The sequence below is a fragment of the Streptomyces sp. NPDC002958 genome (genome assembly GCF_055563255.1).
The window spans coordinates 19,066-37,018 of sequence record NZ_JBVHDS010000008.1 but is presented as its reverse complement, the minus strand read 5'-3'; the positions used below and the strand labels follow the sequence as shown (position 1 = coordinate 37,018).

At 69.9% G+C, this 17,953-nt stretch carries 14 protein-coding genes; 6 read left to right on the top strand and 8 right to left on the bottom strand.

Translation table 11 applies throughout. The annotated features are described in order from the left end of the window. Window positions 1-19: 19 nt before the first annotated feature. Window positions 20-643 carry a DUF4291 domain-containing protein gene (locus ACZ3IC_RS16500; protein ID WP_467416776.1) on the bottom strand — a complete coding sequence of 208 codons (624 nt, stop codon included), beginning with the start codon at window positions 641-643 and terminating at the stop codon, window positions 20-22. Between the two features lie 436 nt (window positions 644-1,079). Here ACZ3IC_RS16500 and ACZ3IC_RS16495 point away from each other — a divergent pair, with 436 nt between their 5' ends. Further along, entirely contained in the window at window positions 1,080-1,502 is a 423-nt protein-coding gene (locus ACZ3IC_RS16495) for a hypothetical protein (protein WP_467416774.1), read from the top strand. Window positions 1,503-1,622: 120 nt separating this feature from the next. Here the strand turns inward: ACZ3IC_RS16495 and mmsA are convergent, their stop codons facing one another. The 5 genes from mmsA to iolC are packed head-to-tail and all read right to left on the bottom strand — an operon-like array spanning window position 1,623 to window position 7,832. Next, window positions 1,623-3,122, bottom strand: coding sequence for a CoA-acylating methylmalonate-semialdehyde dehydrogenase (mmsA, locus tag ACZ3IC_RS16490; protein WP_467416771.1), 1,500 nt, complete (start codon window positions 3,120-3,122; stop codon window positions 1,623-1,625). 12 nt (window positions 3,123-3,134) lie between these two features. After that, a complete protein-coding gene (gene iolD / locus ACZ3IC_RS16485) occupies window positions 3,135-4,979 on the bottom strand; it encodes a 3D-(3,5/4)-trihydroxycyclohexane-1,2-dione acylhydrolase (decyclizing) (protein WP_467417187.1) in 1,845 nt (614 codons plus the stop codon). A gap of 41 nt (window positions 4,980-5,020) precedes the next feature. After that, entirely contained in the window at window positions 5,021-5,902 is an 882-nt protein-coding gene (iolB, locus tag ACZ3IC_RS16480; RefSeq protein WP_467416769.1) for a 5-deoxy-glucuronate isomerase, read from the bottom strand. Continuing rightward, window positions 5,899-6,834, bottom strand: a complete 936-nt coding sequence (locus tag ACZ3IC_RS16475; protein WP_467416768.1) for a Cgl0159 family (beta/alpha)8-fold protein — start codon at window positions 6,832-6,834, stop codon at window positions 5,899-5,901. Before ACZ3IC_RS16475 ends, iolB begins: the two co-directional genes overlap by 4 nt. Next, complete coding sequence (gene iolC, locus ACZ3IC_RS16470) at window positions 6,831-7,832, bottom strand: 5-dehydro-2-deoxygluconokinase (protein ID WP_467416766.1); 1,002 nt, start codon at window positions 7,830-7,832, stop codon at window positions 6,831-6,833. The genes ACZ3IC_RS16475 and iolC overlap by 4 nt, the downstream gene beginning before the upstream one ends. A 131-nt stretch (window positions 7,833-7,963) precedes the next feature. On the opposite strand from iolC, the gene ACZ3IC_RS16465 reads away from it, so the two are divergent. The 5 genes from ACZ3IC_RS16465 to ACZ3IC_RS16445 all read left to right on the top strand — a co-directional run bounded on the left by ACZ3IC_RS16465 (window position 7,964) and on the right by ACZ3IC_RS16445 (window position 13,580). Then, window positions 7,964-8,890 carry a sugar phosphate isomerase/epimerase family protein gene (locus ACZ3IC_RS16465; RefSeq protein ID WP_467417185.1) on the top strand — a complete coding sequence of 309 codons (927 nt, stop codon included), beginning with the start codon at window positions 7,964-7,966 and terminating at the stop codon, window positions 8,888-8,890. Between the two features lie 128 nt (window positions 8,891-9,018). Beyond that, window positions 9,019-9,468 (top strand): peptidoglycan-binding domain-containing protein, encoded by a 450-nt coding sequence (locus tag ACZ3IC_RS16460; protein WP_467416763.1) that lies wholly within the window; start codon window positions 9,019-9,021, stop codon window positions 9,466-9,468. 246 nt (window positions 9,469-9,714) lie between these two features. Continuing rightward, window positions 9,715-9,912, top strand: a complete 198-nt coding sequence (locus ACZ3IC_RS16455) for a MarR family transcriptional regulator (RefSeq protein ID WP_467416762.1) — start codon at window positions 9,715-9,717, stop codon at window positions 9,910-9,912. Between the two features lie 580 nt (window positions 9,913-10,492). After that, window positions 10,493-10,801: a heavy-metal-associated domain-containing protein gene (locus ACZ3IC_RS16450; protein ID WP_467416760.1), complete on the top strand. Its 309-nt coding sequence runs from the start codon at window positions 10,493-10,495 to the stop codon at window positions 10,799-10,801. 163 nt (window positions 10,802-10,964) lie between these two features. Next, window positions 10,965-13,580: a heavy metal translocating P-type ATPase gene (locus ACZ3IC_RS16445; protein WP_467416758.1), complete on the top strand. Its 2,616-nt coding sequence runs from the start codon at window positions 10,965-10,967 to the stop codon at window positions 13,578-13,580. A 508-nt stretch (window positions 13,581-14,088) separates the two neighbouring features. Here ACZ3IC_RS16445 and ACZ3IC_RS16440 read toward each other — a convergent pair. Beyond that, window positions 14,089-15,378 (bottom strand): citrate synthase, encoded by a 1,290-nt coding sequence (locus ACZ3IC_RS16440; RefSeq protein ID WP_467416755.1) that lies wholly within the window; start codon window positions 15,376-15,378, stop codon window positions 14,089-14,091. 197 nt (window positions 15,379-15,575) lie between these two features. Continuing rightward, window positions 15,576-17,807 carry an SF1B family DNA helicase RecD2 gene (gene recD2, locus ACZ3IC_RS16435; protein ID WP_467416752.1) on the bottom strand — a complete coding sequence of 744 codons (2,232 nt, stop codon included), beginning with the start codon at window positions 17,805-17,807 and terminating at the stop codon, window positions 15,576-15,578. Between the last annotated feature and the right edge of the window lie 146 nt (window positions 17,808-17,953).

Below are 17,953 nucleotides of genomic sequence, written 5' to 3'. Positions count from 1 at the left end.
ATATGTCCCTTATGGGGCATTAACCCTTCTGGCCGGGTGACGGGTCAAGCTGTCCCCCCGTCGGGAACGCGGCTCCGGCCGACGGGTACGGCGACTCCCGCGGCAGGAGTTCCGCCGCGTCATCGAGCCGCCCGGCCGACACCAGTCCGTGGATCTGCCGGGCGAGCGGGGTGACGTCACGAATCGACACCGTCCACTCATCCGCGTACCGCCGCGCCGCCTCACCGGAGAGCCCGAGCTGGAGAGAACGGTACGGAAGCCGGTCCAGGCGGAGGTCGCGCTCGGGATCCCACTGGACACGGGCCGGGCTCCGGCGCAGGTTGCGCTGCCAGGTGGCACGGTCGAGGTGAACTCCCCTTACGTAGTGCGAGAGTTCGGAGTTCGCCAGGGCCCAGTCGAACCCCTCACGGGTGATCTCGACGGCCAGGACGGTCTCCTGACCCTCCTTCGTGGCCCAGCCGCAGCGGTACATCATCCACAGAAAACTCGGCTTGATCCATGTCATGCGGTCGCGCTTCCAGGCATCCGGGAAGCGCCCGTCGCGCACGGCGGGAAGACCGATGAACGGGGAGTACGCCTGGTAGACGGTGACGGTCGTATCCGTGTGCTGGGCGCGGATCTCGTTGCTCGGTGGTGCGGTCATGACATCCAGGGTGCAGGAGAACAGATGCCTCCGGCACCTGGATATCCACTCGGAGGACGCCGACTGCGGGGCGAAATCCGCGTCGCCTCACGCTCGTCCAAAACGCCGCGCACGTGCAGACACCGATGACCGGCATGGGCTCTCACGCCTCGCTGCAGGACGCCGAGTGCCTGGTCGAGTCATCGCGGCCGCTCCCTCCGCATGGGCGGACCCGCGAGGCGAGGCCTTCCGGCTCCCGCGCCACCCGTCGGCCCCGCACCGGTCGGCCATTACCTGGAAGGTAATTGAGCCGGCACCCCGCCCGTCCCTAACGTCCCCGTACGGGCACGGACCGCCGAGGACGACACGACAGCGTCCCGGGGCCCACCTGCCTGCCCTGCGCGACCGGCGGCTGTTCGTTGCCTGCGCGACCGCATGACCATGGAAGGAAGACCTCATGATGTCGACCCGGAACGCGGGTACGGTCCCCTCGACGGACACCGCCCGTTCCGACAGCCTCCTCCGACTGGCCCTCGTGGCGGACGTGATCCTCACCGGTGCGAACGGCCTCGGCTACCTCGTGCTCGCCACGGTCCTGGACTCGTTCCTCGGCGTGTCCCCCTCGGTCCAGTACCCGGTGGGCGTGTTCCTCACGGTGTACGCCCTGTGGGTGCTGGTCGTCTCCCGGCAGGAGAACATCAGCCGCGGCTCGGTCGCCGTCATCATCACCCTGAACATGGCCTGGGCCGTGGCCGGCGTCGCGGCGGTCGCCGTGGACGCACTGACCGCGACCGGGGTCGGTAACGGATGGATCGTGTTCCAGGGCCTGACGGTGGCAGGCATGGGCGGGCTCCAGTACGTGGGTCTGCGTCGCATGTGAGCGCAACAAGGACGAGCATGCGGTCGGAGCCCCACCCGGATGTTCCGTCGCCGGAGCCGAACGCGGACCGGCCCGCACGGATCGCGAATCCGTACGGGCCGGTGCGGGGCGTCGGTGACGTCAGTGGTTGCGCGGGAAGCCCAGGTCCACGCCCGCCGGGGCGTCGGCCGGGTCCGGCCAACGGGTGGTGACGACCTTGCCGCGGGTGTAGAAGTGCACGCCGTCGTTGCCGTAGATGTGGTGATCGCCGAAGAGGGAGTCCTTCCAGCCACCGAAGGAGTGGTAGCCCACCGGCACCGGGATCGGCACGTTGACGCCGACCATGCCGGCCTCGATCTCCAACTGGAAGCGGCGGGCCGCGCCGCCGTCACGGGTGAAGATCGCGGTGCCGTTGCCGAACGGCGAGGCGTTCATGAGGGCCACGCCCTCTTCGTACGTCTCGGTGCGCAGGACGCACAGGACCGGGCCGAAGATCTCGTCCCTGTACGCGTCCGAGTCGGTGGACACGTTGTCGAGGAGGGAGAGGCCGATCCAGTGGCCGTCCTCGAAGCCCTCGACGGTCAAGCCGGTGCCGTCGAGGACGACGTCGGCGCCCTGGGCGGCGGCCCCCGTGACGTAGGAGGCGACCTTGTCGCGGTGGGCGGCGGTGATCAGCGGGCCCATTTCGGACGTCGGATCGTTGCCGGGGCCGATCTTGATCTTCTCGGCGCGTTCCTTGATCTTGGCGACGAGCTCGTCGGCGATGGAGCCGACCGCGACGACCGCGGAGATCGCCATGCAGCGCTCACCGGCGGAACCGTACGCGGCGGAGACGGCGGCGTCGGCCGCGGCGTCGAGGTCCGCGTCCGGCAGTACCAGCATGTGGTTCTTCGCGCCGCCGAGCGCCTGGACGCGCTTGCCGTTGGCGGAGGCGGTGGCGTGGATGTAGCGGGCGATCGGGGTGGAGCCCACGAAGGAGACCGCTGCCACGTCGGGGTGGTTGAGCAGGCCGTCCACGGCGACCTTGTCGCCGTGCAGGACGTTCAGCACACCGTCCGGCAGACCGGCCTCGGCGGCCAGCTCGGCCAGCAGGTTGGCGGCCGACGGGTCCTTCTCGCTGGGCTTGAGCACGAAGGTGTTCCCGCAGGCGATGGCGAGCGGGAACATCCACATCGGCACCATGGCCGGGAAGTTGAACGGGGTGATGCCGGCGACGACACCGAGCGACTGACGGATCGCGGAGACATCGACCCGGCTGGATACCTGGGTGGACAGTTCGCCCTTGAGCTGGGTGGTGATGCCGCAGGCCAGCTCGACGATCTCCAGACCGCGGGCGACCTCGCCCAGCGCGTCGGAGTGCACCTTTCCGTGCTCGGCGGTGATCAGCGCGGCGATCTCGTCGCGGTGGGCGTCGAGCAGCGCGCGGTAGCGGAAGAGGACCGCGGTGCGGGTGGCCAGCGAGGACGTGCCCCAGGTGGCGTAGGCGTCCTTCGCGGCGGCGACCGCCGCGTCGACCTCTTCGAGCGATGCCAGTGCGACCTGGGTGGTGACGGCGCCGGTGGCCGGGTCGGTGACCGGGCCGTAGTTGCCCGACACGCCCTCGACGGTCTTGCCACCGATCCAGTGGTTGACGGTCTTCATGACAGAACTCCTTCAGAGGTGGTGGCGTCGGTCGGCGACGTGACGGTCGTACTCTTCCCGGGCTTTCACGGCCGACGGCCGGGTGGCCGTTTCGGCTACGGGAACATCCCACCACGCCTGCGCCGGAGGGAGGCCCGACACTGTGTCTGCCGTTTCGGTCTCGACGTAGACACAAGTAGGACGGTCCGCCGTGCGCGCCTCGGCAAGGGCTTCGCGCAGGTCACGCACGGTCTTGGCGCGCAGCACCCGCATCCCCAGCGAGCCGGCGTTGGCGGCGAGGTCGACGGGGAGCGGGGGGCCGGTGAAGGTGCCGTCCGCGGCGCGGTGGCGGTAGGCCGTACCGAAACGCTCGCCGCCGACCGTCTCGGAGAGGCCGCCGATGGACGCGTAGCCGTGGTTCTGGAGGACGACCAGTTTCACGGGGAGTTTTTGCTGCACCGCGGTGACGATCTCGGTGGGGTTCATCAGGTATGTGCCGTCGCCGACGAGGGCCCAGACGGGGCGGCCGGGGGCGGCCAGCTGAACTCCGATCGCGGCCGGGATCTCGTAGCCCATGCAGGAGTAGCCGTATTCGACGTGGTACTGGTGAGGGGAGCGGGCCCGCCAGAGTTTGTGCAGGTCGCCGGGGAGCGAGCCGGCCGCGTTGATCAGGATGTCGTCCTCGGTGACCAGGGTGTCGAGCAGGCCGAGGACCTGGGCCTGGGTGGGGCGGGCGTGCGGGTCGTCGGCGGCGAACGCGGCGGTGACGCGCTGCTCCCATTTCGCCTTGGCCTCGGTGTACTCGGTCTCGTAGGACGGGTCGACGCGGTGGTTGCGGGCGGCCAGCTCGGCGGTGAGGGCTTCAAGAGCGGTGCGGGCGTCGGCGACGAGCGGGAGCGCGCCGAGTTTGTGTGCGTCGAAGCCGGTGATGTTGAGGTTGAGGAAGCGGACTTCCGGGTCGGCGAAGAGCGTGGCGGAGGCGGTGGTGAAGTCGGAATAGCGGGTGCCGATGCCGATCACCAGGTCGGCGGCGCGGGCCAGCTCGTCGGCGGTCGCGGTGCCGGTGTGGCCGATGCCGCCGACATCGGCGGGGTGATCGTGGCGCAGGGAGCCCTTGCCGGCCTGGGTGGAGGCGACGGGGATGCGGGTGGCGGCGGCGAACGCGGCGAGGGTCTCCTCCGCCGCGCTGTGATGGACGCCGCCGCCCGCCACGATCAGCGGCCGGCGGGCGGTGCGCACGGCCCGCACCGCCCGGTCGAGCTCGTGCGGATCGGGGGCGGGCCTGCGTACGTACCAGATGCGCTCGGCGAAGAACTCCTCAGGCCAGTCGTAGGCCTGGGCCTGCACGTCCTGCGGCAGCGCGAGCGTGACCGCGCCGGTCTCCGCGGGGTCGGCGAGGGTCCGCATGGCCTGGAGGGCGGCCGGGATCAGGGCCTCGGGGCGGGTGATCCGGTCGAAGTAGCGGGAGACAGGGCGCAGACAGTCGTTGACCGAGATGTCGCCCGCGGACGGAACTTCGAGCTGCTGGAGCACGGGGTCGGCGGGCCGGGTCGCGAAGGTGTCCCCAGGCAGGAGGAGGACGGGGAGGTGGTTGATGGTGGCGAGGGCGGCGCCGGTCACGAGGTTGGTGGCGCCGGGGCCGATGGAGGTGGTGACGGCGTGTGCGCAGAGCCGTCCGGACTGGCGGGCGTAGCCGACCGCGGCGTGCACCATGGCCTGCTCGTTGCGGCCCTGCAGATAGGGCATCGCACGCCCCGACTCGACGAGCGCCTGACCGATTCCGGCGACGTTGCCGTGGCCGAAAATGCCCCAGGTGGCGCTGATCAGCCGCTGTCGGCGGCCGTCGCGCTCGGTGTACTGGCGGGACAGGAAGGACATCAGGGCCTGGGCGGTGGTGAGCCTGCGGCTGGGTGGTGCGCTCACGAGGTCGCCTCCGGTCCGTGGAGCGGGAGTCTGGGGTCCACCGGCTGCGACGGCCAGGTGTCGCGGATCCAGGCGTGGTCGGGGTGGTCGCTGATCAGCCACTCCCGCTCCTCCCCCGGGCCGGCCATCACATTGAGGTAGTAGAGGGTGCGGCCGGGGGCGGCGATGGACGGACCGTGCCAGCCGTCGGGGATCAGGACCGCGTCTCCGCTGCGGACCTCGGCGAGGACATCCGTACCGCCGTCCCTCGACGGCGACACCCGGTGGTAGCCCAGGCCGTCGTTCTCCACCTCGAAGTAGTAGATCTCCTCCAGTACGGACTCGACGCCGGGGCGGTGCTCGTCGTGCTTGTGCGGCGGGTAGGACGACCAGTTGCCGCCCGGGGTGAGGACCTCGACGGCGATCAGCCGGTCGCACTCGAACGTGTCGGCGGCGGCGAAGTTGTTGACCTGGCGGGAGCAGTTCCCGGCACCGCGCAGTTCGACGGGAACCTCCGGCGCGGGGCCGTAACGAGCGGGGAGTCGTCGCTCGCACTTCGCTCCTGCCAGGGCGAAGCGGCCTCCTGCGCCGGAGGCGATCTGTGCATGGGCGTCACGCGGTACGTACGCGAAGTCGGATACCCCGCTGAACACACTTTCCCGGCCCAGAAGTTCAAAGATCTCACCTGAGGCGTGCACCGTACAGCCACCGGTCAACGGCAGGACGATCCACTCGCTCTCCCCGGTGACAAGTGTGTGAATTCCACCCGGCCCCAGTTCAAGCACACGCAGGCTCGACCGGTCCCAGCCGGCGCGTTTCGGGTCGATGTCGAGGGCGTAGGGGCCGCTCGCCGCGCTCCCGGCGCCGATGTGGTACCGCGGTTCATTGTGCGTCGTCATACCCATTCCCTACCCGGTCCCCCGTCCCCGCCCGTTCTTCCGGGCTCCAGCAGCGATACGGCCGTGTCGACGGCCGCGGCCACCTCGCCGTCGGCCGGATAGAGCAGCGAACGCCCCACCACCAGGCCCTGCACGGTGGGCAGTCGAAGCGCCATGCGCCACTTCTCGAAGGCGCCGTCCAGGTCGTCGCCCACCTCGCCGCCCAGCAGCACGGAGGGCAGCGTCGATGTCTCCATCACCCGGGCCATGTCGTCGGGGTTCTCGGTGACGGGGACCTTGAGCCAGGTGTACGCGGATGTTCCGGCCAGTCCCGAGGCGATGGCGATCGAGGTGGTGACCGCCTCCGCGCCGAGGTCGTTGCGGACGCGGCCGTCCATGCGGCGGCAGAGGAACGGCTCGACGAAGACCGGCAGCCGGTGCGCGGCCATGGCGTCGATGGCACGGGCCGTGGCGTGCATGGTGTCGAGCGAACCGGGGTCGTCGTAGTCGATACGGAGCAGCAGCTTGCCCGCCTCGAAGCGGAGCCGGGCGAGGTCCTCGGGGCGGTGGCCGGTGAAACGGTCGTCGAGTTCGAAGGCGGCGCCCGCGAGTCCGCCGCGGTTCATCGAGCCGATGACGACCTTGTTCTCCAGCGCGCCGAGGAGCAGCAGGTCGTCGAGGATGTCGGCGGTGGCGAGGACGCCGTCGACGCCGGGGCGGGAGAGGGCGAGGCAGAGCCGTTCCAGGAGCTCGAAACGGTTGGCCATGGCCAGTTCGCGACCGCCGACGGCGAGGGAGCCGCGGGCCGGATGGTCCGCCGCGACGATCATCAGGCGTCCGTCCCTGCCGACGAGGGGGCGTCTGCGGCGTCCCGCGGCGGCTTCGGCGACGGCCTCGGGGTGGCGCATGCGCAGGTGGACGAGTTCGGAGATCGAGGAGGCCGGGGGCGTCACGGGGCGGCTCCGGAGGGACGGGAGACGACGGCACCTTCGGCCAGGGCCGCTTCGACTTCGTGCGGGAACGGCATGGCGGAGGAGCAGGCGAGCCGGGAGGCGACGATGGCACCGGCGGCGTTGGCGTACCGCATGACGCGTTCGGTCCCCCACCCCGCGAGCAGCCCGTGGCAGAGCGCCCCGCCGAAGGCGTCGCCGGCGCCGAGGCCGTTGACGACCTCGACGGGCAGCGGCGGGACATCGGCCACCGTGCCGTCGCGGTGGACGGCGAGTACGCCCTTGGGGCCCTGTTTGACGACGGCGAGCTCGACGCCCGCGGCGATCAGGGCGCGGGCGGCCGCGTACGGCTCGCGCTCGCCGGTCGCGATCTCGCACTCGTCGAGGTTGCCGACGGCGACGGTGGCATGGGCGAGGGCCTCGCGGTACCGGGCGGTGGGGCCGGCCGCGCCCCGGTGGGCCTCTTCCGCGGTGTTCCAGAACATCGGGCGCCAGTCGAGATCGAAGACGGTGATGCCGGACCGGTCGCGGGCCCGCAGTGCGGCGAGAGTCGATGTGCGGCTCGGTTCGGCGCACAGCCCGGTGCCCGTCATCCAGAACACCCGGGCGGACCGCACCGCGTCGAGGTCCAGCTCCGGCTCGTGGATCTCCAGGTCGGGTGCCTTGGGCTGCCGGTAGAAGTAGAGCGGGAAGTCGTCGGGCGGGAAGATCTCGCAGAAGGTGACCGGCGTCGGATACCCGTCGACGGGCGTCACCCACCGGTCGTCCACCCCGAACTCCCGCAACTGGTGGTGGAGATACTCCCCGAAGGCGTCCCGGCCGGTGCGGGTCACCACCGCGGTCCGCCGGCCGAGGCGGGCTGCGGCGACGGCGACATTGGCGGGTGAGCCGCCGAGGAACTTCCCGAACGTGTCGACCCGGGCCAGCGGCAGACCGGTCTGCAGGGGGTAGAGATCCACGCCGATCCGACCCATGGTGATCACGTCGTACAACTCAGGCATGTGCATCCCTTCGGTCGGCGACCGGGCGGCTGCTCCCAGGTCTAGCCCTCCCCAGGAACCCTGTCAACGCTTTGTCCGGACATACGGACGAATAATTGACACCCGTCCCCGTGGCCGGAAGGCTGGGCGGCATGATCTCCTCCGCATTGGCTCCGGCCCGTATCCGCATCGGTTCGGCACCCGACTCGTGGGGGGTGTGGTTCCCCGACGATCCGCACCAAGTGCCCTGGCAGCGCTTCCTCGACGAGGTCTCCGAGGCGGGTTACGAATGGATCGAGCTCGGCCCGTACGGCTACCTCCCGACGGACCCGGCCCGCCTCGCCGACGAGACCCGGCGCCGCGGGCTCACGGTCTCGGCCGGCACCGTTTTCACCGGATTGCACCACGGGCCGGACGTCTGGGAACGGACCTGGGCGCATGTCGCCGACATCGCGGCACTCACCCGGGCGATGGGCGCCAGACATCTCGTGGTCATCCCGTCGTTCTGGCGCGACGACAGGACGGGCGAGGTCCTGGAGAACCGCAGTCTCACCGCGCAGCAGTGGCGCGACCTCACCACCCAGATGGACCGGCTGGGCCGTGAGGTGCGGGACCGCTTCGGGCTGCGCATCGTCGTCCACCCGCACGCCGACACCCATATCGACGGCGAGGAGAACGTCAGCCGCTTCCTCGACGCGACAGATCCCGACCTGGTCTCGCTCTGCCTCGACACCGGCCACTACGCCTACTGCGGCGGCGACAGCGTCAAGCTGATCGAGACCTACGGCGAACGGATCGGCTATCTGCACCTCAAGCAGGTCGACCCCGAGGTCCTGGCCGAGGTCGTGGCCGACGGGGTGCCGTTCGGGCCCGCCGTGGCACGCGGAGTGATGTGTGAACCGCCCGGCGGGGTGCCCGCGCTGGAGCCCGTACTCGCCGCCGCCCGCAAGCTGGACGTCGATCTCTTCGCCATCGTCGAGCAGGACATGTATCCGTGCCCGCCCGACAAACCCCTCCCCATCGCCCGCCGCACCCGCGCCTTCCTCCGCTCCTGCGGCAGCCCGCACCGAGCTGCCTGACACGCCGAGCAGCCGGCGGAAGTGACGGAGTACCGGTAGGCGGTGTTGTCCTCGGTGAGAAGCCGGTGCGTGGCCTCGGCCGCGCACCACCACCGCACGCACCACCACCTCACCAGGAGCAACTCAGCATGATCCGGAAGCTGCTGTCGTCCCGCAGGGCGGCCCGGCCCTCGGGCCAACACACCGCCGCCCCAGCCGCCACCCTCACCGCCGTCCTCACCGCCGTCCTGACCGCTGCCCTCTCCGCCGCCCCGGGCGCCCGGGCCGACGAGCACAACCCGCCGCCACCGCCCGGCTCCAGCGCGGTCTGCGTCTTCTACGACGGCACCGGGCCGACCATGTACGGCGAGCAGGGCGAACAGGTCTCCCAGGTGCAGTGCATGCTGGCCAACCGCCACTACCTGCCGTGGTCCGCGGTCGACGGAACCTTCGGACCGCGAACCCTCCTCGCCGTGCAGCGCTTCCAGGCGGACCACCCGCCGCTCGTGCCGGACGGCCTGGTCACCCCGGTCACCTGGTCGGCGCTCTGGCACGCGGGACCGGCCGGCACGACCTCTCTCCCCCGTCCGCCGGTGTAACACCGCACAGCGGCCCCCTCACCCGCACCCCCCTCGGGCACATGCATGCCTTCTGTCACAGAGATCACCCTCACGTCACACATGTCTCCATTACGCGGGTGTTCCGTAACAGACGCTCGACAACCCCTCCCCTGAACAGGCTCCCTTTCGTTGCACCGTGCACAGGTTGAGTGATCGTCAGCGTCCGTGCTGCGGCTCCCCCGATGGCCTTCCCGGCTGCCGCTGCGGCGCAGAGAGGTGTCACCTATGACGGACAGAAGTCTCTGGTCCTACAAGGACATTGCCGCGCACATCCGGGTGCAGCCGGACACCGTCCGGTCCTACCGCAAACACGGCCATCTCCCGTTACCGGACCATGTGGAGAGCGGCAAGCCCTACTGGTACGCGGACACGATCCGCGCCTGGGTCGCATCGAGACCCGGCAATCGCGGGCGCAGGGACTGACACCTCCGGCCCCGTACGGCCAGCGGGGCGTGCCCTGCTGGAGACCAAGGTGCTGCGCGGGTGCTCGCACCCGTTCGGGCACGGCCTCTGGACTTCGGGCACGGCCTCTGGACGGCGATCGCCGGTGGCGTCCTGTCTCTCCCTCCGGAGGCCGAACGGGCGTTTCCACCTCGCCGCGCCCGTGATCGCCACGTACCTCGGCGTCGCCGTGCTGCACTCGCTCCAGGACTCGATGCACGGCATCGTGATCCGGCTCGTCGCCGGGTCACCGACACTCACCGACACCGGCCTGAGCCGCGCGCTTTTCGCGCAGGGATACGTCCCGGCCCCACCACAGGGATGCATCCGGCCCCCACCGAGAAGCAGCAACATCTGTTCACCCTCTTCCCGGTGGGCGACACGGTCGTGCTCACACTCGTCGCGCCGGCCCGGCTGCGGTCCCTGGCACTGAGCGCGCGGCGGGCAGCGGGGGCACTCGCATTCATACCCCCTAGGGGTATAATGTGATGAGTGTGGGGCACACCGGGTCACCCGGGGCTCCCGACACCACACCCTTGCGCTCGTCGAAGAGGAGAACACCATGACCGCCGAGACCCAGCTCCCCCAGGCCACCGGTTCCTGCTGCTCGCCCAGCGGCTCCTGCCACGACGGTGCGGAGTCCGGCACCCCTGCGGGAGATGTGACCACCGTCTACCAGGTGTCCGGCATGACCTGCGGACACTGCGAAGGCGCCGTCGCCGAGGAGATCTCCGGCATCGACGGTGTCACCTCGGTGAAGGCCGTTGCCTCCACCGGCCGGGTGACCGTCGTCTCCCGGGCCCCGCTGGCCGAGGACGCCGTGCGCGCAGCGGTCGACGAGGCCGGTTACGAGCTCGCCGGCAGGGCCTGATCACCTCCGGGGCGCACCCGATACGACAGCTCCGGGCGCACCCGATACGACAGATGCAGCCGCATGCAACGGATACACCCGTATCACCCCTTTTACCGCCGGGCCGGACCGACCAGCAGATACTGGTGGGGTACGGCCCGGTCGGTATTTCAGGAGTTCGGACATGCACAGCGCAACAGAGGCCGCGACACCGACAGCGCGGAATTCGCGCGCCGAACTCGCGATCGGCGGGATGACCTGCGCCTCCTGCGCGGCCCGCGTCGAGAAGAAGCTCAACCGGATGGACGGCGTCACCGCGACCGTGAATTACGCCACCGAGAAGGCCCGCGTCGACTTCGGTCCGGGAACCGACCTCGCGGATCTGATCGCCACGGTCGAGCAGGCCGGTTACACAGCACAGCCGGTACACCGCCCCGAATTGGCACCTCCCGCCCCCGCACCGGACGCCGCACGGGTCGCGCCGGAAGGCGCCGGCGCGTCCGCACCCGGGAGCGGCACCCCGCACAGCGCCCGAGTCCGCCCCGAGCAGGCCACCGGGAGCCCGACCGGGGCCGGGACCAGAGCCGGGACCGAGACCGGGGCCGGGACCGGGACCGCAACCGGGGCCGGGACCGGGGCCGGGGCCGGGGCCGGGACCGGGACCGCAACCGGGGCCGGGACCGGGGCCGGGGCCGGGGCCGGGACCGGGACCGCAACCGGCACAGCAGCCGCCCCCAAAGCCGCACCCGAAGCCGAGGCCGAGCCCGCGCCCGAAACCGGCGCCGAGACCGGCATCGACGCCGAGGACCCGGCCGAGCGGCAGGCCGCCGACGCCCTCGCCTCGCTGCGTCAGCGCCTGATCGTCTCGGCCGTCCTCGCCGCCCCCGTCGTCGTGCTCGCGATGGTCCCCGCCTTCCAGTTCGACAACTGGCAGTGGCTCTCCCTCACCCTCGCCGCCCCCGTCGTCGTCTGGGGCGGACTGCCGTTCCACCGCGCCACCTGGACCAATCTCCGGCACGGCGCGGCCACCATGGACACGCTGGTCTCGGTCGGCACCCTCGCCGCCTTCGGCTGGTCCGTGTGGGCGCTGTTCTTCGGCGACGCGGGCATGACCGGGATGCGGCACGGCTTCGACTTCACCGTCTCACGCGACGGAGCCTCCTCCACCATCTATCTGGAGGTTGCCGCCGGCGTCATCGCCTTCATCCTGCTGGGCCGCTACCTGGAGGCGAAGTCCAAGCGGAAGGCCGGTTCCGCGCTGCGCGCGCTGGTGCACCTGGGTGCGAAGGACGTCTCCGTCCTGAGGGGCGGCACCGAGGTACGCGTCCCCGTCGCCCGGCTCACCGTCGGCGACCGCTTCGTCGTCCGCCCCGGCGAGAAGATCGCCACTGACGGCACCGTCGTCGAGGGCACATCGGCCGTGGACGCCTCCATGCTCACCGGCGAGTCCGTCCCGGTCGATGTGGGCGTGGGCGACTTCGTCACCGGGGCCACCGTCAACACCTACGGCCGGCTCGTCGTCGAGGCGACCCGGGTCGGCGCCGACACCCAGCTGGCCCGGATGGCGAAGCTCGTCGAGGACGCACAGAGCAGCAAGGCCGAGGTGCAGCGCCTCGCCGACCGGATCTCCGCGGTCTTCGTCCCCGTGGTGCTGGTGCTCGCCCTGGCGACCCTGATCGCATGGCTGCTCGTCACGGGCGACGTGACTGCCGCGTTCACCGCCGCCGTCGCCGTACTGATCATCGCCTGCCCCTGCGCCCTGGGCCTGGCCACCCCCACCGCCCTCATGGTCGGTACGGGGCGCGGCGCCCAGCTCGGCATCCTGATCAAGGGCCCGGAGGTCCTGGAGACCACGCGTCGCGTCGACACGATCGTCCTCGACAAGACCGGCACCGTCACCACCGGTCGGATGACCCTCCAGGACGTCCACCCCGCACCCGGCACCAATGAGACCGAGCTCCTGCGGCTGGCCGGCGCCCTGGAGCACTCCTCCGAGCACCCCATCGCCCAGGCCGTCGCCGCCGGAGTCACCGAACGCGTCGGCGGCCCCCTCCCCACCCCCGAGGACTTCGCCAACGTCGCGGGCCTCGGCGTACGCGGCACGGTCGACGGACACCGGGTACTGGTCGGCCGTCCGCAGCTGCTGGCCGACGCGGGCATCGACGTCCCCGACACCCTGTCCGGCGCAGTGGCGGACGCGGCGGCCCGTGGCCGTACCGCGATCGCGGTCGCCTGGGACGGGCAGGCGCGCGGTGTCCTCGCCGTCGCCGACGCGGTCAAGGAGTCCAGCGCGGCAGCCGTCGCCGAGCTGCGCGAACTCGGCCTCCGTCCCGTTCTGCTGACCGGCGACAACCGGGCCGTGGCGGACGCCGTGGCCCGCGCCGTCGGGATCGACGAGGTCCACTCGGAGGTCCTGCCCGAGGAGAAGGTCCACGTCATCGAGCGGCTCCGGGCCCAGGGGCGCTCCGTCGCCATGGTCGGCGACGGGGTCAACGACGCGGCCGCCCTCGCTACCGCCGATCTCGGACTGGCGATGGGAACCGGCACGGACGCCGCGATCGAGGCGAGCGATCTCACCCTCGTTCGTGGAGATCTCAAGGTGGCAGCCGATGCGATCCGGCTTTCCCGGCGCACCCTGGCCACCATCAGGGGCAACCTCTTCTGGGCATTCGGCTATAACGTAGCCGCCCTGCCCCTTGCGGCATTTGGCCTGCTCAACCCTATGATTGCCGGAGCGGCGATGGCGTTCTCATCGGTCTTCGTCGTGACGAACAGCCTGCGGTTGCGCGCCTTCACGTAACTTCCACAAAGAGACCTAGATCACACCGATTTCAGGGTAACCATTCGGCGGGTTCGCGAGTCTAAGAGTGCGATGCCATGGATGTCTTGGGGGATGTCCGTCGAAGCGTCTTGGGGGATGCTTCGGGCAAGCGTTGGCCGGGGCACGTGCACCGGGGTGCTTTGAGCGGCCCTCCCGTGCGTACGTACCCCGGCAGACCGCACGCGAAGTACAAGTGAAAAGCGCAGTTCACAACGCAACGCCGAGGAACACCCAGGAGCTTCGGCTCCCACAGACGCCCGGCCGGATCCCGTGGGGGGAATCCGCTCCGGGATATGGGAAGCGCCTCGCTGTCGGCCCGTGGGGGGATCGACGGCGGGGCGCTTCTCGCTGTCGGCCCGGCGCACCAGTGCCGCGCAGGACCGGACACGCAAATCGCCCCGGACACCGCGCTCTATGCGAAAGCGCGGTACTCGGGGCGAAGACGACCGGCCTCGGCGGCCGGGGTGGTGCAGGGGCGGTACGGGGCTCAGCGGCCCTCGACCGGGACGAAGTCACGCAGGACCTCGCCGGTGTAGATCTGGCGCGGGCGACCGATGCGGGAACCCGGCTCCTTGATCATCTCGTGCCACTGGGCGATCCAGCCGGGGAGCCGACCGAGCGCGAAGAGCACGGTGAACATCTCGGTCGGGAAGCCCATGGCCCGGTAGATCAGACCCGTGTAGAAGTCCACGTTGGGGTAGAGGTTGCGCGAGACAAAGTACTCGTCGGAGAGCGCGTGCTCCTCCAGCTTCAGCGCGATGTCGAGCAGCTCGTCGGACTTGCCGAGCGCGGACAGCACGTCGTGGGCCGCGGCCTTGATGATCTTGGCGCGCGGGTCGAAGGACTTGTAGACGCGGTGGCCGAAGCCCATCAGCCGGACGCCGTCCTCCTTGTTCTTCACCTTGCGGATGAAGGAGTCGACATCGCCGCCGTTGGCCTGGATGCCTTCGAGCATCTCCAGCACCGACTGGTTGGCGCCGCCGTGCAGCGGGCCCCACAGCGCCGAGATACCGGCGGAGATCGAGGCGAACATGTTCGCCTGCGAGGAGCCGACCAGACGCACGGTGGAGGTCGAACAGTTCTGCTCGTGGTCCGCGTGCAGGATGAGCAGCTTGTCGAGCGCGGAGACGACGACCGGGTCCAGCTCGTACTCCTGGGCGGGGACCGAGAAGGTCATGCGCAGGAAGTTCTCGACGTACCCGAGGTCGTTGCGCGGGTAGACGAAGGGGTGGCCGATCGACTTCTTGTACGCGTACGCGGCGATCGTCGGCAGCTTGGCCAGCAGACGGATCGTCGAGAGGTGACGCTGCTCCTCGTCGAACGGGTTGTGGCTGTCCTGGTAGAACGTGGACAGCGCGCTGACGACCGAGGACAGCATGGCCATCGGGTGGGCGTCGCGCGGGAAGCCGTCGAAGAACCGCTTGACGTCCTCGTGCAGCAGCGTGTGCTGGGTGATCTCGTTCTTGAAGGTCGACAGCTCGTCGACCTTGGGAAGCTCACCATTGATGAGCGTGTACGCGACCTCGAGGAACGTCGAGCGCTCGGCGAGCTGCTCGATCGGGTAGCCGCGGTAGCGCAGGATGCCCCGCTCACCGTCGAGATAGGTGATGGCGGATTTATACGCTGCGGTGTTGCCGTATCCGCTGTCCAGCGTGACCAGGCCCGTATTGGCCCGGAGCTTCCCGATGTCGAAGCCCTTGTCGCCGACGGTGCTGTCGATCACCGGGTAGGTGTACTCGTCATCGCCGTACCGCAGTACTACAGAGTTGTCGCTCACGTCATCCCTCACCGACGTAGTGCCTCTTCTTCGAGGTTCCCTGACTGTCTCCACCCTCCCCCATTTGGCTCAGGAGAGTGCACTCGAGGTCGTCCATTGGACCTACTCGCGGCACTGAGTGCCGCGAGCTTACTCATCCTGCCCCCTCGACTCCGGTTCCGGAAGGCCTCCGTGATGTTTCCCACCGATTTGATCGATCATTTGTCCGGGGATTCTCCGCCCAGGCCCCCTGACAGCCGGTAATCCAGCGCCGTACAGCGCCTGCCTGCGGAAACCGTGCGGACCGCCTGGCCGATCGCCTGCCGCGAGCCGACCAGCACGACGAGCTTCTTGGCCCTGGTCACAGCCGTGTACAGCAGGTTCCGCTGGAGCATCATCCAGGCGCTCTTGGTGACGGGGATGACGACGGCCGGGTACTCGCTGCCCTGGGAGCGGTGGATCGTCATGGCGTACGCGTGGGCCAGCTCGTCCAGCTCGTCGAAGTCGTAGGAGATCGCCTCCTCCTCGTCCGTCAGAACGGTCAACTTCTGTTCGTCCAGGTCAAGGGCGGTAACGACACCGACCGTGCCGTTGAAGACGCCGTTCTCCCCTTTGTCATAGTTGTTGCGGATCTGGGTGACCTTGTCGCCGACCCGGAAGACCCGGCCGCCGAACCGCTTCTCGGGCAGGTCGGGCCGGCCCGGGGTGATGGCCTGCTGGAGCAGCCCGTTGAGCGTGCCCGCGCCGGCCGGGCCGCGGTGCATCGGGGCGAGGACCTGTACGTCACGCCGCGCGTCCAGCCCGAATTTGGCCGGGATACGGCGGGCGGCGACGTCCACCGCGAGTACGCCCGCGTCCTCCGTCTCGTCCTCCACGAAAAGGAAGAAGTCCTTGAGGCCCTGAGTGAGCGGCGGTACGCCGGAGTTGATCCGGTGCGCGTTGGTGACGACTCCGGACTGCTGGGCCTGGCGGAAGATCGTGGTCAGCCGGACCGCCGGAACGGGGCTGCCGTCGGCGAGCAGATCGCGCAGCACCTCTCCCGCGCCGACCGACGGCAGCTGGTCGACGTCCCCGACAAGCAGCAGATGGGCACCGGGTGCCACCGCCTTCAGCAGCTTGTTGGCGAGCAGCAGATCCAGCATCGACGCCTCGTCGACGACGACGAGATCGGCGTCCAGCGGACGGTCCCGGTCGTACGCCGCGTCCCCGCCCGGCTTGAGCTCCAGCAGCCGGTGAACGGTGGACGCCTCGGCCCCGGTCAGCTCGGAGAGCCGCTTGGCCGCCCGCCCGGTGGGCGCGGCCAGCACCACCTTGGAGTGCTTCGCGCGCGCCAGTTCGACGATGGACCGGACGGTGAACGACTTCCCGCAGCCGGGCCCACCGGTCAGGACGGCGACCTTACGGCTGAGCGCCAGCCGGACCGCGGCCTCCTGTTCCGGGGCGAGCTTCGCCCCCGTGCGGCTCGCGAGCCAGCTCAACGCCTTGTCCCAGTCCACGTCCGCGAAGGCCGGCATCCGCTCCTCGGGCGTCCGCAGCAGCCGTTGCACCTGGGAGGCGAGGGAGATCTCGGCACGGTGGAAGGGCACCAGGTACACGGCGGTGATGGGCTCACCGCCCTCGGGCGACGGCACCTTCTCCCGTACGACGCCTTCCGGGTCCTCGGCCAGTTCGGCGAGGCAGTCGATGACCAGCCCCGTATCGACCTGGAGCAGCTTCACCCCGTCGGCGATCAGCCGCTCCTCGGGCAGGAAGCAGTGGCCCTGGTCGGTGGATTGCGACAGCGCGTACTGCAGCCCGGCCTTGACCCGCTCCGGGCTGTCATGCGGGATGCCGACGGCCTGCGCGATCTTGTCGGCGGTGAGGAAGCCGATGCCCCAGACGTCGGCGGCCAGCCGGTAGGGCTGGTTCTTCACGACGGAGATCGACGCGTCCTCGTACTTCTTGTAGATACGGACGGCGATGGAGGTGGAGACGCCGACCCCCTGGAGGAAGACCATCACCTCCTTGATCGCCTTCTGCTCCTCCCAGGCCGCGGCGATCATCTTCGTCCGCTTCGGCCCGAGACCGGGCACCTCGACGAGCCGCTTCGGCTCCTGCTCGATGATGTCGAGGGTGTCGACGCCGAAGTGGGTGGTGATCCGGTCCGCCATCACCGGGCCGATGCCCTTGATCAGGCCGGAGCCGAGATAGCGGCGGATGCCCTGGATGGTGGCGGGCAGCACCGTCGTGTAGTTCTCCACCGTGAACTGCTTGCCGTACTGCGAGTGCGAGCTCCAGCGCCCCTCCATCCGCAGCGACTCCCCCACCTGGGCGCCGAGCAGCGAACCGACCACCGTGAGGAGATCACCCGCGCCCCGACCGGTGTCGACGCGGGCGACGGTGTACCCGTTCTCCTCGTTGGCGTAGGTGATGCGCTCAAGCACACCTTCGAGGACGGCCATGTTGGACATGTTCCGACGGTATCGGTTCCCACCGACAGCGCATTCCCGGCCTCGGAGACTGCCCGTTTCCTGTGGTGACGGCGCTTGAGCAGCGCCGTCCGGCCCGCCGGGAACACAGCCGGGCCAGGGCCTGTTTCACCCATGGTTCATCTTCG

What these genes read in the sequence shown, in the direction of transcription:
- ACZ3IC_RS16500 (WP_467416776.1), bottom strand. Translation starts at nt 643, where the DNA reads ATGACCGCACCACCGAGCAACGAGATCCGCGCCCAGCACACGGATACG.
- ACZ3IC_RS16495 (WP_467416774.1), top strand. Translation starts at nt 1,080, where the DNA reads ATGATGTCGACCCGGAACGCGGGTACGGTCCCCTCGACGGACACCGCC.
- mmsA (WP_467416771.1), bottom strand. Translation starts at nt 3,122, where the DNA reads ATGAAGACCGTCAACCACTGGATCGGTGGCAAGACCGTCGAGGGCGTG.
- iolD (WP_467417187.1), bottom strand. Translation starts at nt 4,979, where the DNA reads ATGTCCTTCCTGTCCCGCCAGTACACCGAGCGCGACGGCCGCCGACAG.
- iolB (WP_467416769.1), bottom strand. Translation starts at nt 5,902, where the DNA reads ATGACGACGCACAATGAACCGCGGTACCACATCGGCGCCGGGAGCGCG.
- iolC (WP_467416766.1), bottom strand. Translation starts at nt 7,832, where the DNA reads ATGCCTGAGTTGTACGACGTGATCACCATGGGTCGGATCGGCGTGGAT.
- ACZ3IC_RS16465 (WP_467417185.1), top strand. Translation starts at nt 7,964, where the DNA reads ATGATCTCCTCCGCATTGGCTCCGGCCCGTATCCGCATCGGTTCGGCA.
- ACZ3IC_RS16460 (WP_467416763.1), top strand. Translation starts at nt 9,019, where the DNA reads ATGATCCGGAAGCTGCTGTCGTCCCGCAGGGCGGCCCGGCCCTCGGGC.
- ACZ3IC_RS16455 (WP_467416762.1), top strand. Translation starts at nt 9,715, where the DNA reads ATGACGGACAGAAGTCTCTGGTCCTACAAGGACATTGCCGCGCACATC.
- ACZ3IC_RS16450 (WP_467416760.1), top strand. Translation starts at nt 10,493, where the DNA reads ATGACCGCCGAGACCCAGCTCCCCCAGGCCACCGGTTCCTGCTGCTCG.
- ACZ3IC_RS16445 (WP_467416758.1), top strand. Translation starts at nt 10,965, where the DNA reads ATGCACAGCGCAACAGAGGCCGCGACACCGACAGCGCGGAATTCGCGC.
- recD2 (WP_467416752.1), bottom strand. Translation starts at nt 17,807, where the DNA reads ATGTCCAACATGGCCGTCCTCGAAGGTGTGCTTGAGCGCATCACCTAC.